Origin of the sequence: Sphingomonas molluscorum, assembly GCF_039522995.1 — a bacterium.
In the GTDB taxonomy this organism is placed as follows: Bacteria; Pseudomonadota; Alphaproteobacteria; order Sphingomonadales; family Sphingomonadaceae; genus Sphingomonas; species Sphingomonas molluscorum.
On the sequence record NZ_BAAAEL010000002.1, the window covers coordinates 198,173 to 223,805 of the forward strand.

32 protein-coding genes are annotated in these 25,633 nt (G+C 68.9%); 23 read left to right on the forward strand and 9 right to left on the reverse strand.

Annotated features, from left to right (window positions below; genetic code table 11):
• Positions 1 to 74: 74 nt before the first annotated feature.
• Positions 75 to 785 (reverse strand): FadR/GntR family transcriptional regulator, encoded by a 711-nt coding sequence (locus ABDZ92_RS05430; protein WP_239434546.1) that lies wholly within the window; start codon positions 783 to 785, stop codon positions 75 to 77.
• A 175-nt stretch (positions 786 to 960) separates the two neighbouring features.
• Here ABDZ92_RS05430 and ABDZ92_RS05435 point away from each other — a divergent pair, with 175 nt between their 5' ends.
• The 8 genes from ABDZ92_RS05435 (at position 961) to ABDZ92_RS05470 (ending at position 7,263) form a co-directional block, all read left to right on the forward strand.
• Positions 961 to 2,121: an aldose epimerase family protein gene (locus ABDZ92_RS05435; RefSeq protein WP_125959840.1), complete on the forward strand. Its 1,161-nt coding sequence runs from the start codon at positions 961 to 963 to the stop codon at positions 2,119 to 2,121.
• Between the two features lie 17 nt (positions 2,122 to 2,138).
• Positions 2,139 to 3,278, forward strand: a complete 1,140-nt coding sequence (locus tag ABDZ92_RS05440; RefSeq protein ID WP_125959841.1) for a cellulase family glycosylhydrolase — start codon at positions 2,139 to 2,141, stop codon at positions 3,276 to 3,278.
• A gap of 149 nt (positions 3,279 to 3,427) precedes the next feature.
• On the forward strand, positions 3,428 to 4,153 hold the full coding sequence (locus ABDZ92_RS05445) for a hypothetical protein (RefSeq protein WP_272695103.1): 726 nt from the start codon (positions 3,428 to 3,430) through the stop codon (positions 4,151 to 4,153).
• 60 nt (positions 4,154 to 4,213) lie between these two features.
• Entirely contained in the window at positions 4,214 to 4,591 is a 378-nt protein-coding gene (crcB, locus tag ABDZ92_RS05450) for a fluoride efflux transporter CrcB (RefSeq protein WP_125959843.1), read from the forward strand.
• Positions 4,588 to 5,679 carry an RluA family pseudouridine synthase gene (locus tag ABDZ92_RS05455; protein ID WP_125959844.1) on the forward strand — a complete coding sequence of 364 codons (1,092 nt, stop codon included), beginning with the start codon at positions 4,588 to 4,590 and terminating at the stop codon, positions 5,677 to 5,679. Before crcB ends, ABDZ92_RS05455 begins: the two co-directional genes overlap by 4 nt.
• The gene (locus tag ABDZ92_RS05460; protein ID WP_125959845.1) at positions 5,676 to 6,362 is read left to right on the forward strand and encodes an HAD-IA family hydrolase; all 687 of its coding nucleotides are present in this window, start codon (positions 5,676 to 5,678) and stop codon (positions 6,360 to 6,362) included. The genes ABDZ92_RS05455 and ABDZ92_RS05460 overlap by 4 nt, the downstream gene beginning before the upstream one ends.
• Complete coding sequence (locus ABDZ92_RS05465) at positions 6,359 to 6,574, forward strand: hypothetical protein (protein WP_125959846.1); 216 nt, start codon at positions 6,359 to 6,361, stop codon at positions 6,572 to 6,574. Before ABDZ92_RS05460 ends, ABDZ92_RS05465 begins: the two co-directional genes overlap by 4 nt.
• Complete coding sequence (locus ABDZ92_RS05470) at positions 6,571 to 7,263, forward strand: ATP12 family chaperone protein (RefSeq protein WP_125959847.1); 693 nt, start codon at positions 6,571 to 6,573, stop codon at positions 7,261 to 7,263. The genes ABDZ92_RS05465 and ABDZ92_RS05470 overlap by 4 nt, the downstream gene beginning before the upstream one ends.
• A 104-nt stretch (positions 7,264 to 7,367) precedes the next feature.
• On the opposite strand, the gene ABDZ92_RS05475 is transcribed toward ABDZ92_RS05470, so the two are convergent.
• Both ABDZ92_RS05475 and gmk read right to left on the reverse strand, forming a co-directional pair.
• The gene (locus ABDZ92_RS05475) at positions 7,368 to 8,681 is read right to left on the reverse strand and encodes an MFS transporter (RefSeq protein ID WP_125959848.1); all 1,314 of its coding nucleotides are present in this window, start codon (positions 8,679 to 8,681) and stop codon (positions 7,368 to 7,370) included.
• Positions 8,682 to 8,763: 82 nt separating this feature from the next.
• Entirely contained in the window at positions 8,764 to 9,414 is a 651-nt protein-coding gene (gmk, locus tag ABDZ92_RS05480) for a guanylate kinase (protein WP_125959849.1), read from the reverse strand.
• Between the two features lie 38 nt (positions 9,415 to 9,452).
• On the opposite strand from gmk, the gene ABDZ92_RS05485 reads away from it, so the two are divergent.
• Positions 9,453 to 10,040 (forward strand): DUF2585 domain-containing protein, encoded by a 588-nt coding sequence (locus ABDZ92_RS05485; RefSeq protein WP_125959850.1) that lies wholly within the window; start codon positions 9,453 to 9,455, stop codon positions 10,038 to 10,040.
• A 16-nt stretch (positions 10,041 to 10,056) separates the two neighbouring features.
• Here ABDZ92_RS05485 and ABDZ92_RS05490 read toward each other — a convergent pair whose 3' ends face one another.
• The 4 genes from ABDZ92_RS05490 to ABDZ92_RS05505 form a co-directional block, all read right to left on the reverse strand.
• A complete protein-coding gene (locus ABDZ92_RS05490) occupies positions 10,057 to 10,254 on the reverse strand; it encodes a hypothetical protein (protein ID WP_125959851.1) in 198 nt (65 codons plus the stop codon).
• A complete protein-coding gene (locus ABDZ92_RS05495) occupies positions 10,251 to 10,466 on the reverse strand; it encodes a hypothetical protein (RefSeq protein WP_125959852.1) in 216 nt (71 codons plus the stop codon). The genes ABDZ92_RS05490 and ABDZ92_RS05495 overlap by 4 nt, the downstream gene beginning before the upstream one ends.
• A gap of 231 nt (positions 10,467 to 10,697) precedes the next feature.
• Positions 10,698 to 12,095, reverse strand: coding sequence for a class II fumarate hydratase (gene fumC, locus ABDZ92_RS05500; RefSeq protein WP_125959853.1), 1,398 nt, complete (start codon positions 12,093 to 12,095; stop codon positions 10,698 to 10,700).
• A gap of 54 nt (positions 12,096 to 12,149) precedes the next feature.
• Positions 12,150 to 12,635, reverse strand: a complete 486-nt coding sequence (locus ABDZ92_RS05505; protein ID WP_125959854.1) for an SspB family protein — start codon at positions 12,633 to 12,635, stop codon at positions 12,150 to 12,152.
• An 80-nt stretch (positions 12,636 to 12,715) separates the two neighbouring features.
• Between ABDZ92_RS05505 and hisB the strand changes: the two genes are divergently transcribed.
• From hisB to ABDZ92_RS05550, 9 genes are all read left to right on the forward strand, one after another.
• Entirely contained in the window at positions 12,716 to 13,303 is a 588-nt protein-coding gene (gene hisB, locus ABDZ92_RS05510) for an imidazoleglycerol-phosphate dehydratase HisB (RefSeq protein WP_125959855.1), read from the forward strand.
• Positions 13,300 to 13,611 carry a YciI family protein gene (locus ABDZ92_RS05515; protein ID WP_206432154.1) on the forward strand — a complete coding sequence of 104 codons (312 nt, stop codon included), beginning with the start codon at positions 13,300 to 13,302 and terminating at the stop codon, positions 13,609 to 13,611. The genes hisB and ABDZ92_RS05515 overlap by 4 nt, the downstream gene beginning before the upstream one ends.
• Positions 13,608 to 14,210: an imidazole glycerol phosphate synthase subunit HisH gene (gene hisH / locus ABDZ92_RS05520; RefSeq protein ID WP_125959856.1), complete on the forward strand. Its 603-nt coding sequence runs from the start codon at positions 13,608 to 13,610 to the stop codon at positions 14,208 to 14,210. Before ABDZ92_RS05515 ends, hisH begins: the two co-directional genes overlap by 4 nt.
• Entirely contained in the window at positions 14,198 to 14,935 is a 738-nt protein-coding gene (hisA, locus tag ABDZ92_RS05525; protein ID WP_125959857.1) for a 1-(5-phosphoribosyl)-5-[(5-phosphoribosylamino)methylideneamino]imidazole-4-carboxamide isomerase, read from the forward strand. The genes hisH and hisA overlap by 13 nt, the downstream gene beginning before the upstream one ends.
• The gene (gene hisF / locus ABDZ92_RS05530; RefSeq protein ID WP_125959858.1) at positions 14,932 to 15,699 is read left to right on the forward strand and encodes an imidazole glycerol phosphate synthase subunit HisF; all 768 of its coding nucleotides are present in this window, start codon (positions 14,932 to 14,934) and stop codon (positions 15,697 to 15,699) included. Before hisA ends, hisF begins: the two co-directional genes overlap by 4 nt.
• A 257-nt stretch (positions 15,700 to 15,956) precedes the next feature.
• Positions 15,957 to 16,136: a hypothetical protein gene (locus ABDZ92_RS05535; protein ID WP_125959859.1), complete on the forward strand. Its 180-nt coding sequence runs from the start codon at positions 15,957 to 15,959 to the stop codon at positions 16,134 to 16,136.
• A 31-nt stretch (positions 16,137 to 16,167) separates the two neighbouring features.
• Positions 16,168 to 16,491, forward strand: coding sequence for a phosphoribosyl-ATP diphosphatase (locus tag ABDZ92_RS05540; protein WP_125959860.1), 324 nt, complete (start codon positions 16,168 to 16,170; stop codon positions 16,489 to 16,491).
• Positions 16,492 to 16,508: 17 nt separating this feature from the next.
• Positions 16,509 to 16,886 (forward strand): histidine triad nucleotide-binding protein, encoded by a 378-nt coding sequence (locus tag ABDZ92_RS05545; RefSeq protein WP_125959861.1) that lies wholly within the window; start codon positions 16,509 to 16,511, stop codon positions 16,884 to 16,886.
• A gap of 105 nt (positions 16,887 to 16,991) precedes the next feature.
• Complete coding sequence (locus tag ABDZ92_RS05550; RefSeq protein WP_125959862.1) at positions 16,992 to 18,545, forward strand: amino acid permease; 1,554 nt, start codon at positions 16,992 to 16,994, stop codon at positions 18,543 to 18,545.
• Between the two features lie 759 nt (positions 18,546 to 19,304).
• Here ABDZ92_RS05550 and ABDZ92_RS05555 read toward each other — a convergent pair.
• Positions 19,305 to 20,303 carry an adenosine kinase gene (locus ABDZ92_RS05555; protein ID WP_125959863.1) on the reverse strand — a complete coding sequence of 333 codons (999 nt, stop codon included), beginning with the start codon at positions 20,301 to 20,303 and terminating at the stop codon, positions 19,305 to 19,307.
• Between the two features lie 103 nt (positions 20,304 to 20,406).
• Between ABDZ92_RS05555 and ABDZ92_RS05560 the strand changes: the two genes are divergently transcribed.
• Together ABDZ92_RS05560 and ABDZ92_RS05565 are read left to right on the forward strand one after the other, a co-directional pair.
• Positions 20,407 to 21,090, forward strand: a complete 684-nt coding sequence (locus ABDZ92_RS05560) for an EI24 domain-containing protein (protein ID WP_125959941.1) — start codon at positions 20,407 to 20,409, stop codon at positions 21,088 to 21,090.
• A complete protein-coding gene (locus tag ABDZ92_RS05565) occupies positions 21,087 to 21,464 on the forward strand; it encodes a hypothetical protein (RefSeq protein WP_125959864.1) in 378 nt (125 codons plus the stop codon). The genes ABDZ92_RS05560 and ABDZ92_RS05565 overlap by 4 nt, the downstream gene beginning before the upstream one ends.
• 175 nt (positions 21,465 to 21,639) lie before the next feature.
• Here ABDZ92_RS05565 and queG read toward each other — a convergent pair whose 3' ends face one another.
• A complete protein-coding gene (gene queG, locus ABDZ92_RS05570; protein WP_125959865.1) occupies positions 21,640 to 22,761 on the reverse strand; it encodes a tRNA epoxyqueuosine(34) reductase QueG in 1,122 nt (373 codons plus the stop codon).
• A 120-nt stretch (positions 22,762 to 22,881) separates the two neighbouring features.
• Between queG and ABDZ92_RS05575 the strand changes: the two genes are divergently transcribed.
• Genes ABDZ92_RS05575 through msrB form a run of 3 tightly spaced genes read left to right on the forward strand, consistent with a single transcriptional unit; the run spans position 22,882 to position 25,595 of the window.
• Entirely contained in the window at positions 22,882 to 23,823 is a 942-nt protein-coding gene (locus ABDZ92_RS05575) for an ABC transporter ATP-binding protein (protein WP_125959866.1), read from the forward strand.
• On the forward strand, positions 23,820 to 25,049 hold the full coding sequence (locus ABDZ92_RS05580) for an ABC transporter permease (protein ID WP_125959867.1): 1,230 nt from the start codon (positions 23,820 to 23,822) through the stop codon (positions 25,047 to 25,049). The genes ABDZ92_RS05575 and ABDZ92_RS05580 overlap by 4 nt, the downstream gene beginning before the upstream one ends.
• A gap of 51 nt (positions 25,050 to 25,100) precedes the next feature.
• Positions 25,101 to 25,595 carry a peptide-methionine (R)-S-oxide reductase MsrB gene (msrB, locus tag ABDZ92_RS05585; RefSeq protein WP_125959868.1) on the forward strand — a complete coding sequence of 165 codons (495 nt, stop codon included), beginning with the start codon at positions 25,101 to 25,103 and terminating at the stop codon, positions 25,593 to 25,595.
• The last annotated feature ends 38 nt before the right edge of the window (positions 25,596 to 25,633 follow it).

Consider the following 25,633-nt stretch of genomic DNA (forward strand, 5'->3'; position numbering starts at 1 on the left):
CCGGCTCGTCGCCGGTTCAGCGCGACGGCGCCCGTGAAGTTCCGCCGCCGGCCGCAATGCAGCCGGCGGACGGTTCAGGCGGCGGCCGCCTCTTCCCCGACCCCTTCGATCAGCACCAGCACGTCGTCGATCAGCTTGGCCATGGCGAGCCGCGCCCGGTCCGCATCCCCCGCGACGATCGCCTCATAGACGGCGGCATGGTCCGCGATACTGGCGGAACGGCCCGCGATCCGGTTGGTGAAGCGGATCGACGTCCGCAGCGCCGTCGCCACCACGTCCCGGAACTGGATGTAGAAAGGATTCTCGGAAGCCCGCAGCACCGCCACGTGAAAGGCGATGTCGGCGTCCAGCGTCTCGTCGCGTCCCTGTTCGGCAGCGCGCATCCGGTCGAGCCCCGCGAGAATCGCGGCATGCTGTTCCGGCCCCGCACGCCGGGCCGCAAGCGCCGCCGCTGCCGGCTCGACCGCGACGCGCAGTTCGTTGAAGTGGCGCAGGAGGTTGATCGACAGCTTGCGCTCCAGCAGCCAGCGCAGCACGTCCGTGTCGAACAGGTTCCAGGATTCCTGCGGCAGCACGAACGTGCCCTGCTTCGGGCGTGCGCCCAGCAGCCCCTTGGCCGCCAGCATCTTCACCGCCTCCCGCGTTACCGAGCGGCTGACGCCATGCTCCCTGACGATATCCGCTTCGTTCGGAAACGGCCGGTCGTTGTAGTAGCCGACGACGATCGCCCGCCCCAGCACCTCCTGAAGACCGTAGGTAAGATTACGCCCTAACTCCTGCTGCACGTCGGCACACCCCTCCGGTGTTGCAGGCGTTTTCCGCCTGCTTGCTTGTTGCGTACGCCTGCCCCTCGCACCCTTCAAGCCAATTATCGTACAATTGGCTTGCAGTGCCTCCCTCAGGCGCTACACATGCGGGGATGCCATTCGCAGAAGGTGGCCGCAAGATGAGGAGAGAGCGATGCGCCAAGCGTGGATGTTGCTTGCGGCGGTGGCCGTGGCAGGCTTGACGACCCATACAGCCCAGGCGGGCGAGGCAAAGCGCTCGACCTTCGGCCGGACAAGCGATGGCAAGCCGGTTCCGGCGGTCACCCTCACCAACAGCCACGGCGTCTCGGCGACGGTGATCGCCTGGGGCGCCAGCCTTCAGTCGCTCAAGATGCCCGACCGCGACGGCCGCATCGAGGACGTCACGCTCGGCTATCCGGACATGGCCGGGTATCTCAAGCAACCCGAGTTCTTCGGTGCCACGGTCGGCCGCGTCGCCAACCGCATCGCGCAGGGCCGCTTCACCCTCGATGGAAAGACCTATCAGACGCCGGTCAACGACGGCCCCAATGCACTGCACGGCGGCACGCGCGGGTTCGACAAGGTCGTGTGGGACGTGGTCTCGGTGAAGTCGGGCAGCACGCCTTCGGTCACGCTGCGCTACGTCAGCCGGGACGGCGACCAGGGTTATCCCGGCACCCTCACCGTCGACGCGACCTATTCGCTCGACGAGAACAACGCCCTCACCATCGACTATCGCGCCACCACCGATCGGCCGACCGTCGTGAACCTCTCCAACCACGCCTATTGGAACCTCTCGGGCGAGGGTTCGAGCGCGGGGGCGATGAACCACATCCTGGAAATTCCCGCCCAGCGGTTCACGCCGGTGGACGAGACGCTGATCCCGACCGGCGAGCTGCGTCCGGTCGCAGGCACCGTGTTCGACTTCCGCACGCCGCACCAGATCGGTGAGCGGGTGCGCGACGCCCGCGACATCCAGATGGTCTACGGCCGCGGCTACGACCATAATTGGGTGATCGGGGACCGCGTCACCCAGGACCAGCACCTGATGGCGCGGGTCCACGATCCGCTGTCGGGCCGCGGGTTCGAGCTCTGGTCCAACCAGCCCGGCCTGCAATTCTATTCCGGCAACTTCATCAACGGCACTGTCACCGGCAAGGCGCAGCGCATCTACCGCGGCGGCGACGCGCTCGTGCTGGAGCCGCAGCTGTTTCCGGACACGGTGAACCAGCCCGCCTTCGGGTCTGCGCGGCTCGATCCCGGCCAGACCTATCGCAACACCATGACCTATCGCTTCTCCACGGGGCAGGTCACCCCGCCCCAGCAGCGCTAATCCCAGGAGCCCCGAACATGACTCGTTTCCTGCTGCTCGCCGGCGCCGCCTTTGCCACGATCACGGCTTCGCTTCCGGCCGACGCACGCGACCTCTGGACCCCGACCCAGGCCAAGAGCTGGTACGGCAAGCAGCCGTGGATGGTGGGCGCCAACTACACCAACCGCGGCGCGATCAACCAGTTCGAGATGTGGCAGCCGGAAACCTTCAACCCCCAGCAGATCGATCAGGAACTCGGCTGGGCCCAGGACATGGGCATGAACGTCATGCGCGTCTACCTCCACAACATGCTGTGGGAGAATGACGCGGCGGGCCTCAAGCAGCGGATGGACCAGTTCCTCCAGATCGCCGACAAGCACAAGATCCGCGTCCTGTTCGTGCTGTTCGACAGCTGCTGGGATCCCAACCCGGTGGCAGGGCCGCAGCGCCCGCCGATCCCCGGCGTCCACAACTCCGGCTGGATGCAGGCGCCGGGCGCCGCGCGGCTCGCGGACGCCAGCCAGTACGACAAGCTCGAAGGCTATGTGAAGGACGTCGTCGGCACCTTCGCCAACGACAAGCGCGTGCTCGGCTGGGACGTGTGGAACGAACCCAACAACGAAGGCGGCGGCGGCGGCTCCTACAAGCCTACCCCGAACAAGACCGCGCTGGTCGCGGGGCTGCTGGGCCGCGTGTTCGACTGGGCGCGCAGCGTCGATCCGATCCAGCCGCTCACCAGCGGCGTGTGGATCGGCGAGCATTGGGACAAGGCCGAGACGCTGGACGCTGTCGAGCGCATCCAGCTCAGCCAGTCCGACATCAACAGCTTCCACGATTATAACTGGCCGGAACAGTGGGAAACCCGCGCAAAGCAGGTGTTGAGCTATGGCCGCCCCGTCTTCTGCACCGAATATATGGCGCGCGGGAACGGATCGACGTTCGACGGGTCGCTGCCGCTCGGCAAGAAGTACGACATCGCGATGTTCAACTGGGGCTTTGTCGACGGAAAGACCCAGACCCGCATGCCATGGGACAGCTGGAAGAAGCCCTACACCTATGAGGAGCCGACCGTCTGGTTCCACGAGGTGCTGCGTGCGGACGGCACCCCCTATCGCAAGGCCGAGGTCGACCTGATCAAGCGCCTCACCACCGAAGCGAACGGCACCCGCCGCCGCTGACTCTCGAAGGGCCGGGTCCGCACACGCGGCCCGGCCTTTTCGTTATTCCTCTCGCCCGGCCTCCATTCCTGCACCGCATCGGGACTCCCCGCCTGATCGACCGCAGAACATGGTTTACACCAGCTTCGTCTTGTTTGACCCTCTCGCCAATGTCCGTCGTGTGGGAGAGCCCGATGCGCCGACTGCCGTCCTTCGCCGCTGCCCTTTCGCTGCTCGCGCTCGCAGGCTGTGACCGGACCGATCCAGGCACCGAAAACGTCGCGGCGCTGGATGCCGAGCTGACCGGGGACAATCAGGAGGCCGCCGCACTCGGCAATCGCATCCTCGTGGATCCCAGGCGTCTCGCCGGCACCAACCAAGGAAACGCAAAGGCGGGGGCCGGGCCCCGCCCCGGTACGTCGGCGAACCCCGCCACGGAGCGGTTGCTGGCGGCGCCCCCGGCCAAGCGTGCCGGCGCCTGCCCCGAATGCGACGCCGCGCGCCGCGCCGTCACCCTCGCTGCAGCGTCCCGGCGCGAGGGGACGGCGCCGGTCGAGTGCACGCGCAGCCTCACCTACGCGACCGACTGGGCAAAGCGGCTGCCGCCGGACCTGCCCCTCCACCCGCAGGCGACGCTCACCGAGGCAGCGGGTAGCCAGGTTCCCGGCTGTCAGTTCCGCGTGGTCAGCTTCACCGTCGATGCGCCGCTCGGGCAGCTCGTCGACTGGTACTACACCCGCGCGACCCGCGCCGGCTATGCGAGCGGCCACCAGCTCGACGGCAACGAACATGTGCTCGCCGGCAGTCGCGGGCGCGACGGCGGCGTCTATGTGCTGTTCCTCGCCCCCGACGGCCCTCGCACCAACATCGACATGGTGCTGAACAAGGGCGTTTGAAGCGTTCCCCGCGCCACGCGCCTGTTCAGTCGCGCGCCAATGCGCTAGGCGCAGCCGATCATGGGCAATCTTTTACTCGTCATGCTCGGCGGCGCGGTCGGCGCCGGGCTGCGCCATCTGTTCGGGCGCGCCGCGCTCGTCCTCTTCGGCCCCGGCTGGCCCTGGGGGACGCTCGGCGTCAACCTGCTCGGCGGCTTCGCCATGGGCCTGCTCGTTGCGGTGCTCGCGCGCGGGGCGCTGGGCGGTGAGGCCGGGCGACTTCTGCTCGGCGTTGGCGTGCTCGGCGGCTTCACCACCTTTTCGGCCTTTTCGCTCGATGCGGCGCTGATGATCCAGCGCGGCGAGCTCGTCTCGGCCCTCGCCTATGTCGCCGCTTCGGTCGCCGGCGCGATCCTCGCGCTGTTCGCCGGCCTCTCCCTCGGAAGGATCGCCGCATGAGCGACACGCCCAACGCCGTTCGCCAGTTCACCGTCGGCGCCGACGACGATGGCGTCCGCCTCGATCGCTGGTTCAAGCGGCACCTGCCGGACGTGAGCTTCAACACCGTGTCGCGCTGGGCGCGCACCGGCCAGCTGCGTGTCGACGGCGCCCGCGCGACGCCCGGCGACCGCGTGACCGAGGGCCAGCAGATCCGCGTCCCCCCGCCCGAGCCGGAAAAGGCCCCGCGCCCGAAGGCACAGCGCCCGCCGCTCGCACCCGAGCAGGTGGAACTCGCCCAGTCGATGGTCATCCACCGCGACGCGCAGGCGATCGTGCTCAACAAGCCGCCGGGTCTCGCAACGCAGGGCGGCACCAAGACGCACGACCATGTCGACGGCTTGCTCGACGCGCTTCAGTTCGACGCGGAAGGCCGGCCCAAGCTCGTCCACCGGCTCGACAAGGACACGTCGGGCGCGCTGCTGCTCGCCCGCACGTCGCGTGCCGCCGCCTTCTTCTCGAAGCATTTCTCCGGCCGCTCGGCGCGCAAGACCTATTGGGCGCTGGTCATCGGCGTGCCCGACATCGACGACGGCATGATCGACCTGCCGCTCGCCAAGCAGCCCGGCAGCGGTGGCGAGAAGATGCACGTGGACGAGGAAGCGGGCCAGCCCTCTCGCTCGCGCTACCGCGTGATCGAGCGCGTGGGCAACCGCGCCGCCTGGGTGGAGCTTCAGCCCTATACGGGTCGCACCCACCAGCTGCGCGTGCACATGGCCGCGATCGGCCATCCGATCGTCGGCGACGGCAAGTACGGTGGCGCCGCGGCGTTCCTGACCGGGGGCGTCAGCCGCAAGATGCACCTCCACGCCCGCCGCATCCGCATCGATCATCCCGATGGCGGCAAGATCGACGTGACGGCGGAGCTGCCGCAGCACTTTGCCGAGAGCATCGAGCTGCTGGGCTTCGACATGGCACTCGGCAATGCGCTGGCGGAGGACACGCCCCCGCCCCCCAGCCGCGCCGTGGAAAAGGCCAAGGCCAAGGCGCATGCCAAGACCGTCCGCAAGGAGCGCCGCGGCGAACGGCGCAGCCGGGGACGCGGATGACCCGACTCGCGGTATTCGACTGCGACGGCACGCTGGTCGACAGCCAGGCGAACATCTGCCGCGCGATGGAGCTGGCCTTCGGTTCCGCGCAGCTGCCGCTGCCGGATCGCGCCGCGATCCGCCGCATCGTCGGTCTGAGCCTGGTCGAAGCCGTCGCCCGACTCGCCCCAGACGTGGAGCCGGCGCTGCACGCGTCCGTCGCGGAGGACTATAAGCGCCACTTCCGCGCGATGCGGACCGGCGGCGGCCTCGCCGACGAGCCGCTGTTCAACGGCGTCACCGAGGCGATCGAACGGCTCCTCGCAGACGGCTGGCTGCTGGGCGTCGCCACCGGAAAGTCCGATCGCGGGCTCGCACTGATCCTCGAGCATCATGGCCTTTCCGACCATTTCGTCACCCTCCAGACGGCCGACCGCCACCCGTCTAAGCCACATCCTTCCATGCTGGAGCGGGCGATGGCGGAGGCGGGTGCCGATCCGGAGAACACCGTGATGATCGGCGACACCAGCTTCGACATCGCCATGGCCGCCGCCGCCGGGGTGCACCCCATCGGCGTCGCCTGGGGCTATCACACCGTCGCCGAGCTCACCGCCGCCGGCGCGCGCCACGTCCTCGACCATGCCTCGGCACTTCCGGCGCTGGCCGAGACGCTGTGCCCCCTGCCCGTCGCGGTGCGCGCATGAGCGCCGATCCCGCCCGCAATCGCTGGCTGGTGCTGGTGCTGGTCCGCATCGTCGCCTCGGCCGGCGCGGTCCTGGGGCTCATGCTGCTGACGCGCGCGACCGAATGGCCGCCCAAGCTGCTGGGTGTCGCGATCGTGCTGTGCGCGCTGTACGTGATGGCGGTGGTGCCCCGCGCCCTGGCACACCGCTGGAGGACTCCGCCCAAGCCATGAAGCGCTTCTGGAAAGCCGTCACGATCGAGCCCATCGACGCCGGCCTCGGCATTGCCCTCGATGGGCGCCCCGTCCGCACTCCCGGTCGCGTGCCGCTGGCGCTCCCCACCCCCGCGCTGGCGCAGGCGGTGGCGGACGAATGGAGCGCAGTCGAGGACCGGCTCGATCCGCGCGCCATGCCGCTCACCGGCCTCGCCAACGCCGCGATCGACCGGGTCGCCCCCGATCCTGCCGCCTTCGCAGCCGGCCTGGCGGCCTATGGCGAGAGCGACCTGCTCTGCTACCGCGCCGAGGATCCGGAGCCGCTGGTCGCGCGCCAGCAAGCCGCGTGGGACCCCGTGCTCGCCTGGGCCCGCCAGCGCTACGACGTGACCTTCGCGATCACCGCCGGCGTGATGCACGTCGTCCAGCCCCCCGCCACCGTCGCGCGACTCGCCGAGGCTACGGCCGCTCGCGACGCCTTCGCGCTCGCCGGCCTCTCGCCGATCGTCACCATCACCGGCTCGCTGGTGCTGGCACTTGCGCTTGCCGAACGCGCCTTCGATGCCGAGACGGTGTGGAACGCCGCCCATGTCGACGAGGACTGGCAGGTCGAACGCTGGGGCGAGGACCCGCTCGCGACCGAAGCGCGCCTGATCCGCCGCCGGGACTATGACGCCGCCGTCCAGTTCCTGGACGCGCTTCGGTAGGACGATCGCCCCCTACGTATTCCCGCGCAGGCGGGGATCCACGGCCAAGCAGAGCAACGAGCACTTGCGCGGGAGCACCGTCGCCAGCCCCAAGGCGACGCCCCTCAATCCTCCTGGATCAGGCTCCGGTGGCGCGTGTCCCGCATGCGCAGGTACACGATCAGCGACACGCCGATCATCGCCGTCACATACCAGTAGAAGCCGCGCTCCCACCCGGCGTCCTTGAAGCTCAGCGCCACATATTCCGCCGTCCCGCCGAACAGCGTGTTGGCGAGCGCATAAGGCAGCGCCACGCCCAGCGCGCGGATGTGCGAGGGGAACAGCTCCGCCTTCACCACCGCGTTGATCGAGGTATAGCCGGTGACGATGATCAGCGCCGCCATCACCAGGAGGCCGGCGGTGAACACGTCCTTGGTCTGCTCCAGCGCGCTAAAGATCGGATAGGTGAACAAGACGCCCGCGACGCCGAAGGCGACCATCAGCGGCTTGCGCCCGATCCGGTCCGAAAGCCCGCCGGCGATCGGCTGTAGGCACATGAACACGAACAGGGTGACGCCGTTGATCTGGCTCGCCGCCTCCTTGGAGAAGCCGGACGTGTTCACCAGGAACTTCTGCATGTAGATGGAATAGGCATAGAAGGCGAGCGTACCGCCGGCCGTCAGCAGCATCACCAGCGCCGTCTCACGCGGATGATGGCGCACCAGCTGGAGGAAGCCGGACTTGGGTGCTCCCGTCGCCTTGGCGTTCTTATAGCTCTCCGTCTCGGCAAGACCACGGCGCAGGCGAAACACCACCAGCGCCAGCATCGCCCCGATCACGAACGGGATGCGCCAGCCCCACTGCTCCAGGTCGCGCGTATCCATCACCGCCTGGAGGACCAGCAGCACCAGGATCGCGAGCAGCTGGCCCGAGATCAGCGTGACATATTGGAAGCTGGAGAAGAACCCGCGCCGGTCCTGCCCTGCCATTTCCGAGAGATAGGTGGCGCTCGCGCCATATTCGCCGCCCACCGACAGGCCCTGCATCAGCCGGGCCAGCACCAGCAGCGCCGGCGCCGCGATGCCGATCGTCTCATATCCAGGCGTGCAGGCGATGATCAGCGAGCCCAGACACATCAGCGTGACCGACAGCGTCAGCCCCGCCTTGCGGCCCTGCCGGTCGGCATAGATGCCCATCACCCAGGCGCCGATCGGCCGCATCACGAAACCGACCGCGAACACCGCCGCCGCGCTCAGCAGCTGCGCCGTCTGGTCCTCGCTCGGAAAGAAGTGCGGCGCGAAATAAAGGGTGAAGGCCGAATAGACGTACCAGTCGAACCACTCGACCATGTTGCCGGTCGATCCGCCGATGATCGACTTGAGGCGCGATCCGACACCGGAGCCGGCGGCGGCCGGCGCAGGCGAGCTTGCGGAGGACATAGGCGGTGGCTTCCGTGGTCTGATGGCAGGCATCGTCCGCGAGGACGGCACCAGAACGCCGGCGCCGAAGCGGACGTTCCGCTCAGGCCATCAGCTTGCGGATGAACCCGATGACGCCGGTCTGGCGCGAGCGCTTCAGGCGCTCGGCCGCAAGGATCGTCTGCACCTTGCGGAAGCAGGCCTCGACGTCGTCGTTGACCAGGACATAGTCATAGCCGTCCCAGTGGCTCACCTCGGCTGCCGCGCGCGCCATGCGGGCGTCGATGATCTCGAGCGCGTCGGTGTTGCGGTTGAGCAGCCGCTGGCGCAGCTCCGCCATCGACGGCGGCAGGATGAACACGCGCACCACGTCGCCGCCGGCGATCTGGAACAGCTGCTGCGCGCCCTGCCAGTCGATGTCGAACAGCACGTCCTTGCCGGCCGCCAGCATCGCCTCGACCGGTGCCCGCGGCGTGCCATAGCGCTGGCCGAACACATGCGCCCATTCCAGGAACTCATGCTCGGTCGCCATCCGCCGGAATTCTTCCAGGTCGACGAAGTGATAGTCCTTGCCCTCGACCTCGCCCGGCCGCGGCGCGCGGGTCGTGGCCGACACCGACATCGACAATCCCGGCTCGTCGGCGAGCAGCTTGCGCGCGATGGTGGACTTTCCCGCGCCGGAGGGCGAGGAGAGGACAAACAACACGCCACGGCGCTTGAAGCCGTGCGGATCGGACTCTGGCGGCAGTTCCATGCGCGCTAGTGGCGCGAGGAGGAGCGATACGTCAAGGCATGGCGACCACCTTCCCTACCCGTACTCCGTCCCATTCTGCCCGCTGGTGGTGGGCGACGCTGGCCATCGTCGCGCTCGCAGCGCTGGTGCTGCTGGCGATGGGCCGCACCCCTATCTGCACCTGCGGCACGGTGAAGCTCTGGCACGGTACCGTCCAATCGGCGGAAAACAGCCAGCACCTCGCCGACTGGTACAGCCTCAGCCACGTCGTGCACGGGCTGATCTTCTATGGTCTCGGCTGGCTGGTCCTGCGCCGCAAGCCATGGCAGCTGCGCCTGGCGTTCGCGACCCTTGTCGAGGCGGCGTGGGAGATATTGGAGAACTCGCCGATCATCATCGATCGCTATCGCGCGGTCACGATCGCGCTCGGCTATGAAGGCGACAGCGTCGTCAATTCGGTCGCCGACATCGGCTGGATGGTGGTGGGATTCGCCGTTGCGCGTCGGTTGCCGCCCTGGGCCACCATTGCTCTGGGGATCGCGCTGGAGCTCGTCGCCCTCGCCGCGATCCGCGACAACCTGACGCTCAACGTCTGGATGCTGCTCGCGCCCAACGACGCGGTTCGCAGCTGGCAGGCGGGGGCCTGAACCCCCGCCCCGGCCTTTAGTAGCCTCGACGCGCCTTGCGCCGGTCATACGCCTTCTTCGCGGCATAGCCACCGCCGAGCACCAGGCCGAGCGGCCCCATGCGCCGTAGCGCGCCGCCAACCATATAGCCGAACGCCGCACCCTTCACGCCGCCGCTGCCGTCCCGCCGGTCGAGTTCGCGGCCCACCAGCGCCCCTACGATACGGCCGATCATGCCGTCTTCTCCCGCTGGAACAACTGTTCGCGCAGCTGCTCGGCGCCGCGCAGCACCGCCCAGCCCACCGCATAGGTGACCACCACCGGCACCACCAGCTTCAGCACATTCGCCGTCACCGCACCGATGATCGCGCCGTCCGCGGCGCCATCGTCACCGCTCATGCTGTCGATCGCGCCGCCGATCAGCGCGCCTACCGTCGTCGTACCCATGCAAACCTCGCTTTCGTGTCGAGAGGTAAGCGCGGGAACGGCGCGAGGGTTCCAGAGGGGGTTTACTGCTCGGGATCACCCCCCTTCCCGTTCGGCTCGAGTAGGGATCGAGCTTGTCGAGAGCCCGTATCGAGAGAGCCGCGCGCGCTGCCCTCTCGATATGCCGTCTCGACAAGCTCGACGGCTACTCGAGGCAAACGGGGTTGAGGAAATGCAGGTCCTGCCCGGCCCTTACCGCCCGACCATCGTCTCCGGCTTCACATACTGGTCGAACGTCGCCTCATCGACCAACCCCAGCGCCAGCCCGCTTTCCTTCAGCGTCAGCCCCTTCTCGTGCGCGTTCTTGGCGATCTTGGCCGCGTCGTCGTACCCGATCACCGGTGCCAGCGCGGTCACCAGCATCAGAGAGCGGCCGACCAGATCGGCGATCTGCTGCTCGTTCGCCACCGTCCCGTCGACGCAGCGCTCGGCGAAGCTCGTCATGCCGGTGGCGAGCAGGTGGATCGAACGCAGCACGTTCGCGCCGATCAGCGGCATGAACACGTTCAGCTCGAAATGCCCCTGCATGCCGCCGACGGTCACCGCCTGGTGATTGCCGATCACCTGCGCCGCCACCATCGTCAGCGACTCGGCCTGGGTCGGGTTCACCTTGCCCGGCATGATCGAACTGCCCGGCTCGTTGGCCGGCAGCGACAGCTCGCCCAGCCCCGAACGCGGGCCAGAGCCCAGGAAGCGGATGTCGTTGGCGATCTTGTTGAGCGCCACTGCCAGCGTGTTGAGCGCGCCCGAGAAGAACACCAGCCCGTCCTTGGCCGCCAGCTGCTCGAACTTGTTGGGCGCGCTTTCGAACTGCGTGCCGGCGATGTCGCTGATCGCCGCCGTCATGTCCTCGGCCCAGCCCTCGGGCGCATTGAGCCCGGTGCCGACCGCCGTGCCGCCGATCGCGAGCTTGCGGATGTTGCCGTTGAGTGCACCCTCGATCCGCGCCTTGCAACTCACCAGCTGCGCCGCATAGCCCGAAAACTCCTGCCCCAGCGTCAACGGCGTCGCGTCCTGGGTGTGGGTGCGACCGATCTTGACGATATGATCCCACGCCTCGGCCTTGGCAGCGAGCGAGGCGGTCAGCCGGTCGAGCGCCGGCAGCAGCGCGTCGCGCGTGGCGATCGCGGTGGCGACGTGCAGCGCGGTCGGGAAGCTGTCGTTCGAAGACTGGCTCATGTTGACATGATCGTTCGGGTGGACCGGCGACTTGCCGCCGCGAGCGCCGCTCAGCACCTCATTGGCGCGGCCGGCGATCACCTCGTTGACGTTCATGTTGGTCTGGGTGCCGCTGCCGGTCTGCCAGATCACCAGCGGGAACTGGTCGTCGAGCTTGCCGGCGACGATCTCCTGCGCTGCCGCCTCGATCGCGTCGACCACCTTGGCGTCCAGGCCGTGCTTGCGGTTCACCCGCGCCGCCGCCTGCTTCACGATCGCCTGGGCATGGACGATGCCGATCGGCATGCGCTCGGTCGATCCGAACGGGAAGTTCTCGATCGATCGCTGGGTCTGGGCGCCCCAATAGGCGGTTGCGGGGACCTCGATCGCGCCGATCGAGTCGGTTTCGGTGCGCGTGCTGTCGGTGCTCATGGTCCGACAACGCCGGGAGCGGCCGGCTTGTTGCACCGGCCGCGCACCGACGGCTTACTTCTTGCGCTTGAAGTCCACGGCGACGACGTTCGACCCGTCCTCGACCGGCTTCGCCTGCGGGCCGTCGTTCTCGGCCGGATCATGCGGTTCGGGTCCGCCGTCGGGGCCCTCGGCCGCCTGGAAGCGCAGCTCGAAATTGACCGCCGGGTCGTGGAAACCGGTGATCGCGGAGAACGGAATGATCAGCGTCGACGGGATCTGGTTGAAGCTCAGCCCCACCGAGAAGCGCGACGCATCCACCGTCAGGTCCCAGAAGCGGTGCTGGATGACGATCGTCATCTCGTCCGGGAAGCGCTCGACCAGCCGCTTGGGGATGTCGACCCCGGCTGCCTGCGTCTTGAAGGTGATGTAGAAATGATGGTCGCCCGGCAGGCCGCCATTGGAGGCGACTTGCCCCAGCACGCGGCCGACGACGGCGCGCAGGGCATCCTGCACGATCTCGTCATAGGGGATCAGGCTGTCGGGCACTTGAGCGTTCATGCGCCTTGGGTAGCGGGGTTTCGGGTGCGGTCAAGATTCGTTGCGTTGCTTGCGCGACGGGCGGCGCTATGGGGACGATCATGCGCACTGGCACCATCACCCGCTCGACCAGCGAAACCTCGATCGAGGTGACCGTCAACCTGGACGGCACCGGCGTCTATGACGTGCAGACCGGGGTCGGCTTCTTCGATCACATGCTCGAGCAGCTCTCGCGGCATTCGCTGATCGACCTGACCGTCCGCACGAGGGGCGACCTGCACATCGATGCGCACCACACCGTCGAGGACACCGGCATCGCCATCGGCCAGGCGTTCGCCCAGGCACTCGGCGACAAGCGCGGCATCCGCCGCTACGGCGAGGCGCTGTCGCCAATGGACGAGACGCTGACCCGAGTCGCGCTCGACATCTCCGGCCGCCCCTGGCTGGTCTGGAAGTCGCGCTTCACCCAGGCGCAGCTCGGCACCATGGATACCGAGATGTTCGAGCATTTCTGTCACAGCTTCGCACAGGCGGCGGGCATCACGCTCCACGTCGAGACGCTCTACGGCACCAACAACCACCACATCGCCGAGAGCATCTTCAAGGGGCTGGCACGCGCGCTTCGCACCGCGACCGAGATCGACCCGCGCAAGGCCGATGCCGTGCCGTCGACCAAGGGTGTCCTGTGACCCCCGCCCGCCCCAACCAGCCGCTGGTCCTCGCGCTGCTCACCTATGTGAAGCCGATCGAGGAGATCGACGCGCTGCGCCCGCGCCACCTGGAGTGGATCAGCGCGCGCATCGACGCGGGCGAGGTGCTGCTCGCCGGCCGCCGTGCCTCGGCGACGGGCGGCGTGATGCTGTACCGCGGTGAGGCCGAGGCCGTGGAGGCGATCGCCCGCACCGATCCGTACCTCATCGAGGGCGCGGCCACGCTCGAACTCGTCGGCTTCACCGCCGCCATCGCCAGCGCCGAGGTCGGCGCTCTGCTCGCATGACCCTCGCGCTGATCGATTATGGCGCGGGTAACCTCCACTCGGTCGCCAACGCGCTCAAAGCCGCCGGCGTCGCCGACATGGCGATCACCGCCGATGCGGAGGTGGTGCGCCGCGCCGACCGCATCGTCCTGCCCGGCGTCGGCGCCTTTCGCGCCTGCATCGACGGGCTCGCCGCCGTGCCCGGCATGATTGAGGCAATGGAGGAGCGCGCGCTGCACGGCGGTGTGCCGTTCCTGGGCGTGTGCGTCGGCATGCAGCTGATGGCGACCGAGGGCGAGGAGTTCGGCACCCACGCCGGCCTCGGCTGGCTGCCCGGGACCGTGCGCAAGCTGGAGGCAAGCCGGCAAGCGCGCGTGCCGCACATGGGCTGGAACGACGTGGTCCCCTTGGGCGACCACCCGATCGTCCAGCCGGGCGAGGCCTATTTCCTGCACAGCTATGCCTTTGAAGGCGACGGCGTCGTCGCCACCACCACCCACGGGCAGCCGGTGACCGCGGCGATCGGCCGCGACAATCTGCTCGGCGTCCAGTTCCACCCCGAAAAGAGCCAGCGCTACGGCATCGCGCTGCTGGAGAGATTCCTCGCATGGCAACCGTGACCGACCGGCTGATCGTCTTCCCCGCGATCGATCTCAAGCGCGGCCAGGTCGTCCGGCTGGCCGAAGGCGACATGGACCGCGCCACCATCTACGGCGACGATCCCGCCGCCCAGGCCCGCGCCTTTGCCGAGGCCGGCGCCGACCATCTCCATGTCGTCGACCTCGACGGCGCCTTTGCCGGGGACTCGGTCAACGGCGAGGCGGTCGCGAGCGCGGTCCGCGCCTTCCCCGGCCGCGTGCAGCTGGGCGGCGGCATCCGCACCCGCGCCGCGATCGATAGTTGGCTCGAACTCGGCGTCGCCCGCGTGGTGATCGGCACGGCCGCGCTCGAGAACCCGGATCTGGTCCGCGACGCCGCCCGCGCGCTGCCCGGCCGCATTGTCGTGGCAGTGGATGCGCGGGACGGACTCGTCGCGACCCGCGGCTGGGCCGACGTGTCCACCGTCACCGTCGCCGACCTCGCCCGCCGGTTCGAGGATGCAGGCGTCGCCGCCCTGCTCTTTACCGATGTCGGCCGCGACGGCCTGCTCAAGGGCTGCAACGTCGCCGCCACCGCCGCGCTCGCGGCCGAGGCCGGCATCCCGGTGATCGCCAGCGGCGGCGTCGCGGGCATCGACGACATTCACCAGCTGCGCGGCAAGCCCGGCATCGAGGGCGTGATCACCGGCCGCGCGCTCTACGACGGCCGCCTCGACCTCGCCGAGGCGCTGCGGGTCGCCGCATGACCGTCCGCGTCCGTATCATCCCCTGCCTGGACGTCCACGCCGGGCGCGTGGTCAAGGGCGTCAACTTCGTCGACCTGCGCGACGCCGGCGACCCGGTCGAGCAGGCACGCGCCTATGACCTCGCCGGCGCCGACGAGCTGTGCTTCCTCGACATCGGGGCGAGCCACGAGGGCCGCGACACCATCGTCGACGTGGTCCGCCGCACCGCCGAGGTCTGCTTCATGCCGCTCACGGTCGGCGGCGGCGTCCGCTCCGCCGGCGACGCCCGCGCGCTGTTGCTGGCGGGCGCGGACAAGGTCGCGGTCAATTCCGCCGCCGTCGCCCGGCCGGAAGTGGTGGCCGAGATCGCCGATCGCTTCGGCAGCCAATGCGTCACCGCCTCGATCGACGCGCGTCAGGTCGAGCCCGGCCGCTGGGAAGTCTTCACCCACGGCGGCCGCCGCGCGACCGGCATCGACGCGCTGGAGCATGCCGCCCGCCTGGCCGGCTTCGGCGCGGGCGAGCTGCTCGTGACCTCGATGGACCGCGACGGCACCCGCGACGGCTACGACCTCGCCCTCACCCGCGCGATCGCGGACGCGAGCGACGTGCCGGTGGTGGCGTCCGGCGGCGTCGGCAAGCTGGACGACCTGGTGGCCGGCGTGGTCGAGGGTCACGCCAGCGCCGTGCTCGCCGCCTCGATCTTCCACTTCGGCGAAGCCAGCATCGCCGACGCGCGCGCCGCGCTTGCCGCTGCCGGCGTTGCCGTGCGCGGGACGCACTAGTCCCGCTTCGAGCGCGCATACCCCGATGCGGCCGCCCGCGAGTCCCGCAACGTGCCCCACTTCCGTATCCCCGCGCAGGCGGGGATCCAGGGTCCAGCAGAGCAACGGCTGTCAGCGCGCGGTACCCTGGGCTCCTGCCTGCGCAGGAGCACGGCAGATGTGCCGCGAACGGTACATCGCACCCCAGCGAAGGCCGGGATACGGGAAGGAGGCCGGAAGCACTTCAGCTCCGCCCTGCTCTACTTTACACAACGCCCATGCGCTTCGCCCCGCTCCTCCTCCTCATGCCCCTGCCCGCCCTTGCCGCCCACACGGGCGTCGCAGCAGAGCGCACCGGCTTCGCCCCCTCCGACGTGGCGCTGTTCCTCGTCGCCGCCGCCGGCCTCTGGATCGCGCGCCGCGCCCTGCGCGCGCGTCGCAGGCCGCCGCGGGATTGACTTGGGCGCGGCGCACGGGAAAGCGGGCGCGATGGCAGACACCGACCCGCTCGACCAGCTCCAGGCCGTGATCCGCACCCGTCTGGGCGGCGATCCTGCGACCTCCTATGTCGCCAAGCTCCACAGCCGCGGCCGCGCCAAGATCGCCCAGAAGGTCGGCGAGGAAGCGGTGGAGACCGTGATCGCCGCGATTGCCGATGATCGCCAAGGGCTGGTGTCCGAGTCCGCCGATCTCCTCTTCCACCTGCTGGTGCTGCTCGCCGACGCCGGCCTGTCGCTCGACGACGTGCGCGCCGAACTCCACCGGCGCGAGGGCTTGTCGGGCATTGCCGAAAAGGCCGCCCGCCCCCGCTGACGCGCAAAGGACCTTCCATGCCGATGGACGCCACGCTTCCCTACGACGACAGCAACATCTTCGCGCGGATCCTGCGCGGCGAGATCCCGGCCAAGCGGGTCTATGAGGACGATTTCGCCCTCGCCTTTCGAGACATATCCCCGCAGGCGCCGACCCATGTGCTGGTGATCCCCAAGGGCGCCTATGTCTCGTGGGACGATTTCAGCGCCCGTGCGCCCGATGCCGAGATCGCCGGCTTCGTCCGCGCGGTCGGCCATGTCGCGCGCGAGCATGGGCTGGTGGCGCCGGGCTACCGCCTGCTCGCCAATGTCGGCGGTGATGCGGGGCAAGAAGTGCCGCACCTGCACGTCCATCTGTTCGGCGGCCAGCCGCTCGGGCCGATGCTGGCGCGCTGAGCGAGGCACCGCGCCGCCGCAGGGATTCGCTTTGCGCGCGCTTGATTTAGCTTTACGCTCCACACTTTCGCGGCTGCGAAACGAACCGGTTCAGGGGAAAACCGCATGATCTTCGGGCGCGTCAAACCACTCGACGCCATTCTAGCGACTGCCGAGAAAAAGTCGCTCCATCGCTCGCTCGGCGCGCTGCAGCTCACGCTGCTCGGCGTCGGCGCCATCATCGGCACGGGTATCTTCGTGCTCACCGCAGAGGCCGCGCAAAAGGCCGGCCCGGGCATGATGATCTCCTTCGTCATCGCAGGCGCCGTCTGTGCCGTTGCCGCACTCTGCTATTCCGAGCTCGCCTCGATGGTGCCGGTCTCCGGCTCCGCCTACACCTACACCTATGCGGTGATGGGCGAATTGCTCGCCTGGATGGTCGGCTGGGCGCTGATCCTCGAATATGCGGTGGCGGCTTCGGCCGTGTCGGTCGGCTGGTCCGGCTATTTCGTCGGCCAGCTGGGGGGCTGGTTCGGCATCACCCTGCCGCAAGAGATCATCGCCGGCCCCTATGCCGGCGGCATCATCAACCTGCCCGCGGTCGTGATCGCGCTGCTGATCACCGCCCTCTTGGTCGTCGGCACCAGCGAAAGCGCCAAGGTCAATGCGGTGCTGGTCGCGATCAAGGTGACGGCGCTCACCGCCTTCATCATCCTCTCGCTTCCTGTCATGCAGATGGAGAACTTCGAGCCGTTCATGCCGCAGGGCTGGGGCGATGGCTCGGGCGCAGGCGTGATCGGCGCCGCCGCCTCGATCTTCTTCGCCTATGTGGGCTTCGACGCGGTTTCCACCGCGGCCGAGGAGACCAAGAACCCGCAGCGCAACGTGCCGATCGGCCTGATCGGAAGCCTGGCCATCTGCACCGTCTTCTACATGCTGGTGGCCGCCGGCGCGATCGGCTCGCCGATCGGTTCGCAGCCCGTGACCGCCGCCGACGGCAGCTGGCTGGCGCCCGGCTCGACCGAGCTCGCCGCCCGCTGCGCCGCGATCAGCGCCGCCGCGGCCGAGCCGCTGTCCTGCTCCAAGGAAGCCCTCGCCCACGTCCTGCGCCAGATCGGCTACCTCAACGTCGGCAACCTGATCGGTCTCGCCGCCTTCCTGGCGCTGCCGTCGGTGATCCTGGTCATGATCTATGGCCAGACGCGCATGTTCTTCGTGATGGCGCGCGACGGCCTCCTTCCGGAGAAGCTGTCGACCATCCACCCGAAGTGGAAGACGCCGCACGTCATCACCATCATCACCGGCCTGGGCGTCACCTTTGCGGCGGCGTTCCTGCCGGTCGGCAAGCTCGCCGACATCGCCAATGCCGGCACGCTGTTCGCCTTCTTCATGGTGGCGATCGCGGTGATGCGCCTGCGCAAGACCGAGCCGACCCGCCGCCGCCCGTTCCGGGCTCCGCTGCTCTTCGTGGTGGCGCCGCTCACCATGATCGGCTGCGTGGTGCTCTACTGGTTCCTGCCGCCGGACGCGAAGCTGGTGCTGCCGGGCTGGGGTGCGATCGGCCTGGTGCTCTACTTCGCCTATGGCTTCCGCAAGAGCCACCTGGGCCGCGGGCTCGTCGATGTGCCCGAGCACACCGCCTATGAGGAGGTCGATCCTCCCGTCCCCGGCACCCGCTGAGGCCAGAAACAAGAAGGGCCGGAGGATCGCTCCTCCGGCCCTTTTCGTTTGTCCGGCATCCCTCATTCTGACAAACTCGGGGCCAAGTTTCGCTCCCCAACTCCGCAACCGACGCAATCGTTGCGCCGGCGCTGCGCCTAGAGATTGTTGATGCAGCGAGTGTCGCGGACTACGAACTAGGCCTCGCCGCGTATGGATTGCCGGCTAACATATTTGAGAGACCGGCTCGGTGAGCAGTTTACGTAAATGAGGTTTCACAAGATGCTTCGAGGTGTGTCGCCTTCGGCCTTCGTGATCATCGCCCTACTAACAGCTGCATCGATCAGCATATTGATGCAGTATCTCTGCCCTGAGGCGATACCGATTTTCTTTATTGCAGCTGTATGTTTTGCGCACGTGCTTCGTGTTGACTTACGGCAAGGGCTTCCAGAGTTTCTATCAAGCAGTGCTTACAAAGATCTGGCACTATTCAGCTTGTTCACATTCGCATCCCTACACATTCATACGGCCGAGGTACTGTGGGGACTGAGCAAGGCCGCTGCCTTTTCCGCCCACTCGGCGGGTTACAAACTGGGCCATGCTATACACGGTTTGGCCTGACTCAGTTGAAACCGGACCGGACTCGATGATGCGAGCCGGGCGCGGGAAGCCTGAGAAGGGAATGGATGAGGTAGGTAGGGCCCGCAGGAGTGCACCTGCGGGCTACAGCAGTGTACCGTAGTACGCCTTGACTGCCATGTTAGGCGTGAGCCCCACCCCTCAGCCGAGCTTGTCGGCGATCAGCTTCTTGAGGTCGACGTTCGGGCGCGCACCGTAATGGGAGATGATCTCCGCCGCGCAGATCGCGCCCATGCGGAGCGAGTCCGTGACGCTGCGGCCCTGTGCCTGGCCATGGAGGAAGCCCGCGGCGAACAGGTCGCCCGCACCGGTCGTGTCGACCACCGCCGCAACCGGCTCGGCCGGCACCGCGACCCGCTCGCCGTCCACGATCGCGATCGCGCCGCGCTCGCTGCGCGTCACCACCAGCGTCGGCACCTGCGGCGCGACCTTGGCGACGGCATTCTCGAAGTCGTCGCCCTGCGCAAGCGCCAGCAGTTCGTTCTCGTTCGCGAACAGGATGTCGATCATGCCCTCGGCCAGCAGCGTGCGGAAATCGTCGCCGTGGCGCGAGATGCAGAACACGTCCGACAGGGTGAAGGCGACCTTGCGGCCGGCCCCACGCGCAACCTCGATCGCCGCGCGCATCGCCTGGCGCGGCTCCTCCGGATCCCAAAGATAGCCCTCCAGGTACAGAATCGCCGCATCCGCGATCATCTGCCGGTCGAGCGCCGCCTCGGGCAGGAACTGCGAGGCGCCCAGGAAGGTGTTCATCGTGCGCTGGCCGTCCGGCGTCACGAAGATCAGGCAGCGCGCCGTGGTCGGATCGCCCGCCCGCGCCGCGGTGTCGAAGCGGATGCCGACCGCCTGCACGTCATGCGCGAACACCTTGCCGAGCTGGTCGTCGGCGACCTGGCCGATGAAGCCGCACTTGCCGCCCAGCGCCGCGATCCCCGCGACGGTGTTCGCCGCCGACCCGCCCGAAACCTCGCGGCCCGGCCCCATCTTGGCATAGAGCGCGTCGGCCTCGGCCGGCGAGAACACCAGCTGCATCGAGCCTTTGTTCATGCCTTCTGCTTCCAGGAACGAATCTTCGGCCTGGGCGAGAATGTCGACGATCGCGTTGCCGATCGCGACAACGTCGTAGGTGGGTTCGGTCAAGTGAGTCTCCAATGCGGGATCCGCAAACGCCCTCGCGGTAAAGAGCTGCGTGCGTGCGTGCAACCGCGTTGACGCCGGCGCACGCGCCCCCCATTCCCCCGCCATGATCCGCGCCCTCCTCCTCTCCGTCGCCCAGCTCGGCGACCGGCGCATCCTGGCGGTGCTGGCGAAATCGCTCGCGGTGACGCTGCTGCTGTTCCTGGTCGTGGCGGCGCTGCTCGCGTTCGGCGCCCGCGCGCTGGTGCGGGACGGCCTCCACTGGGGAACTGGCGTCGGCGATCTCGCGGCCGCGGCGGCGGCGATCGCGACCATCGGTCTGGGCTGGCTGCTGTTCCGCGCCGTCGCCATCGCGGTGACCGGCATCTTCGCGGACGACGTGGTCGCCGCGGTCGAGGCGCGCCACTATCCCGCCGCCCTCGCCAGCGCGCGGCCGGTGCCGTTCGCGCGCGGTGCCGCGATGGGGATCGGCTCGGCCGGCCGGGTGATCGGCGTCAACCTGCTGCTCGCGCCGCTCTACCTCCTGCTGCTGGCGACCGGCGTCGGCACGGCCGTCGCCTTCTTCCTGGTCAACGGGTGGCTGCTCGGCCGCGACCTCGGCGACATGGTCGCCGCACGGCACCTCCCCGCGCCGTCGATGCGCGCATGGCGGCGCACCACCGCCGGCGGACGCCTGCTGCTGGGGTTCGCCGGCACCGGGCTGCTCCTGATCCCGTTCGTCAACTTCGTCGCGCCGGTGCTCGGCGCGGCCATGGCGACCCATTGGTTCCACGAAAGGCGAGGCAAATGAAGCGTTGGGCAGGACTGGCAGTGCTGGGCATGGGGCTGGGCGGCTGCGCGACGGGGCCCAGCGTTGGCCCCGGCAACCTCCCCCCGCCCCCGCCGAGCGCCAGCTACAGCGCCGTGGGACTGGAGCGAATCCTGGGCCAGCCGGCCAATGCGCTCACAAAGTTGTTCGGAAAGCCCGATGCCGAACTGACGGAGGGGGCCGGCCGCAAGATGCAGTTCGGCTCCGACATCTGCGTGCTCGACGCCTATCTCTACGCGCCCAAGGGCGGCGGCACGCCGGTCGTCACCTATGTCGACGCCCGCCAGCGCAACGGCGCCCCGATCGACCGAGCCAGCTGCGTCGCAGCCCTCGTCCGCCGCGAAGGCGGGCGGTAGGCGTCCGCCATAACGCCCACCTCGTATCCCCGCGCACGCGAGACCTCTGCGAACCCTTAACAGTGCTCCTGCGAAGGCAGGAGCCCAGGGTTCCAAGCACCGCAAGCCGTTGACCTGCTTGGCCCTGGATTTCTGCCTGCGCAGGAATACGGGTGTGACAAGGACAGACCGTCGCTCAGTCCGCGCCCCACTCCGCCCGGACATCCGCGTCCGCTTCCCCGGCCAGCCGCGCACCACGCTCGCCGGCAAAGCGCTCCGGATCCAGTCGCCCCAGCGCCCAAACCGCAGCCCCCCGCACCACCGGCGCCGGATCGTCCAGCAGCCGCGCGACCGGCGCCGCCAAGGCCGGATCGCCGCTGTTCCCCGCCGCCACCAGCACGTTGCGCACCATCCGGTCGCGTCCGATCCGCTTGATCGGCGATCCCGCGAACACCTGCCGGAAGCTTGGGTCGTCCAGTGCCATCAACTCGGCAAGCCGCGGCGCCGCCAGTTCGGCGCGGGGCACGAACGCCTTATTGGCCGCTGCCGTCGCCGCGAACTTGTTCCACGGGCACACCGCCAGGCAATCGTCGCAGCCATAGATGCGGTTGCCGATGCCGGGCCTCAGCGCCGCCGGAATCGGCCCGGCATGCTCGATCGTCAGGTAGCTCACGCACCGCCGTGCATCGAGCTGGTAGGGCGCGGGAAAGGCGTCGGTCGGGCACGCCCGCTGGCACGCGTCGCACGATCCGCAGCTTCCCCCCGGACGTGCGTCGGGTGCCAGCTCGAGCGTGGTATAGATCGCCCCCAGGAACAGCCAGCTGCCGTACTCCCGGCTCAAGAGGTTGGTGTGCTTGCCCTGCCAGCCGAGCCCCGCCGCCTCGGCGAGCGGCTTCTCCATCACCGGCGCGGTATCGACGAACACCTTGAGGTCGCATCCCGCTTCGTTCGCGAGCCAGCGGCCGAGCGCCTTCAGCGCCTTCTTCACCACGTCGTGGTAGTCGGCGCCCTGCGCATAGACCGAGATGCGCCCGCGGTCCCCCACCCCGGCGAGCGCCAGCGGGTCCCGCGCCGGCGCATAGCTCATGCCGAGCGCGATCACCGATCGCACCTCCGGCCACAATCCCTGGGGCGAGCCGCGGTGGTGGGCGCGCTCCTCCATCCAGATCATGCTGCCGTGCCGGCCCGCCTCCAGCCACTCCCGCAGCCGGGCGGCCGTCTGCGGCGCGGCATCCGCGCGCGCAAAGCCGCAGGCCGCAAAGCCGAGCTCCGCCGCCTTCTCTTGGATGCGCGATTCCAGGGACTTGTGCTGGTCCACGCCGCCCCGCTACCACGATGACGCGGCGCGCAGCACCCCTTGCGTGCGCCACGCGTTACGTCAGTGTGCAACAAGGGCAGCGCGTGGGGGGATGACCTCGCCCGGCCGTACGGAGGTTGGATGGAGTCGAACGCTGCTGCCACGGGCCTGGCGCTGACTGCGAGTGGATTGGTCAAGCGCTTCGGCGGACGCCGCGTCGTCGACGGCATCGATCTTCAGGTCCCGACCGGCGCCGTCTACGGCGTGCTCGGCCCCAATGGTGCTGGCAAGACGACGACGCTGCGCATGCTGCTCGGCATCATCGAGCCCGATGCCGGCCAACGTTGCCTGCTTGGGCACGACGCGCCGCGCGATGCCTCCGACCGCGTCGGCTATCTGCCCGAGGAGCGCGGGCTCTACCCGGGCATGAAGGCGCGCGAGGCGATCGCCTTCATGGGGGCGTTGCGCGGGCTCGACTGGGCGACGGGTCGCAAGCGTGCGGCCGTGATGATGGAGCGCGCGGGCCTGGGCGACTCGGTCGACAGCAAGATCCGCAAGCTGTCCAAGGGCATGGCCCAGTTCGTGCAGCTGCTCGGCTCCGTCGTGCACGAGCCCGAGTTCCTGGTCCTCGACGAGCCCTTTTCCGGCCTCGACCCGGTCAACCAGGAGCGGCTCGAAGGGCTGGTCATGGCCGAGCGAGACCGCGGCGCCACCATTCTCTTCTCCACCCACGTAATGGCGCATGCCGAGCGGCTGTGCGACCGCCTGGCGATCATCGCCGGCGGCAAGCGCCGGTTCGAAGGCACCGTGGCGGAGGCGCGCGGCACCCTACCGATGCGCGCCCATTATGTGCCCCACCACCCGGGCGACGGCATCGCCGCGCTGCTGCCGCCGGACGCGCGGCGCGATCGCCAGGGCGACGGCTGGACCTTCTCGGTCCCCGACGAGGGCGTGGAGCAGACGCTCAGCCGCCTCATCGCCGGCGGCTTCGGCATCGCCGGCCTCTCGATCGAACGCCCGGGGCTCCACGACGCGTTCGTGCGCATCGTCGGCAAGGCTGCGGCCGAAGGAACTCCCGCATGAGCAATCTTGGCCGCATGCTGCGCCAGACGCTGACGGTCGCCCGCCGCGACTTTATTGCGACCGTGCTGACCCCCACCTTCCTGATCTTCCTGCTCGCCCCCATGCTGTTCGCCAGCTTCGGCGCGCTCGGCAGCCTCGGCGCACGCGCAGTCGGCGAGAGCGGCGAGGATCGCGAGCGGCTCTATGCCATCGCCGCCCCGGCCGACGGCGTCCGCTTCCTGGCGGCCGATCGCCTCGCCCGCGGCTTTCTCTCGCAGGAGACGCTGCCGCCCGCGCTGGAGGTGGTGACCCCCGACCTCGACCCCGCGGCGCAGGCGCGCAAGCTCCTCGCCCAGCAGGATCGTGACGTGCCGGCGGTGCTCTATGGCCCGCCGGAGCAACCGCACATCGTCCATGGCAATGCCGTTTCGCGCGGCTCCAAATATCTCGCCATGCTGTCCGAACAGGTCGCGCGCGACGGCCGCGCCGGCCTCACCGGCCCGATCAGCCAGCCGCGCTTCGAGCAGGTGGCGCGCGAGACCAGCACGATCGGCGGCAAGAACACCGCGGCCGGCTTTGCCGTGATCGCGCTGTTCGCCGTCACGCTGATCCTCGCCAGCCAGGCGGTCGGCACCATGGCGGAGGAACGCTCCAACAAGGTGATCGAGGTGCTCGCCGCCGCCGTGCCGCTGGAGGCGGTGTTCCTCGGCAAGCTGATCGGCATGTTCGGCGTCGCGGTGTTGTTCGTGCTGTTCTGGGGTACGCTGATCGGCAACGTCGGCGCCCTCCTGCCGAGCAGCGAGGCGGCAACGCTTGCGGGCCTCGCGCCGGCGGTCGGGCTGCCGACGTTCGCGCTGCTGTTCGCCGCCTATTTTGCCGCGGCCTATCTGCTGCTCGGCGCGGTGTTCCTCGGCATCGGTGCCCAGGCATCCACCCCGCGCGAGATCCAGATGCTCTCGCTGCCGCTGACCCTGTTCCAGATGGGCATGTTTGCGCTGTCCCTCACCGCCGCGGGCAAGCCGCACAGCTGGGTCGCCACCTTTGCGGAGGTGTTTCCCTTCAGCTCGCCCTTCGCCATGGCCGCACGCGCCGCAAACCGGCCGGAGATCTGGCCGCACCTGCTGGCGATCGGCTGGCAGGTCCTCTGGGTGGCGCTGACGATCACGATCGGCGCACGGCTGTTCCGCCGCGGTGTGCTGCAATCGGCAGGCCCCAAGTTCCGCTGGGCCGCGCTGCTCGGCCGCTAAGTAGTTGGGGCGGCTGGAAACCGCACGGCCGCCGCCCCATCTTCCCGGCTGATGACACAGCCTCCTCTCGATCGCCGCGGCCTGCTGGGTCTGCTCGGCCTCGGCGGCACCGCGCTTGCGGTCGGCCTTCCCGCCTCGCCGGGGAACGCGGCCCCCGCGCCGTTCAAGCTCAGCGACGCGCAGTGGCGGGCCCGCCTCACGCCCGCGCAATATCATGTGCTGCGCGAGGAAGGAACGGAGCGCGCCTATACGAGCCCGCTCAACAAGGAGAAGCGCGCGGGCGTCTTCGCCTGCGCCGGTTGCGGTCAGCCGCTCTTCACCTCCGCCACCAAGTTCGAGAGCGGCACCGGCTGGCCCAGCTTCTGGGCGCCGCTACGGGGCGCGGTCATGACGCGGTCGGACCGCTCGCTGTGGATGGCGCGCACCGAGGTGCGCTGCGCGCGGTGCGCCGGCCATCTCGGCCATGTCTTCGATGATGGTCCCAAGCCGACGGGCAAGCGCTACTGCATGAACGGCGTCGCGATGGTGTTCCGCCCGAAGGCGTAGTGCCGTCGGCCTGGGCTAGAAACAGAAGCGGCCCGTTT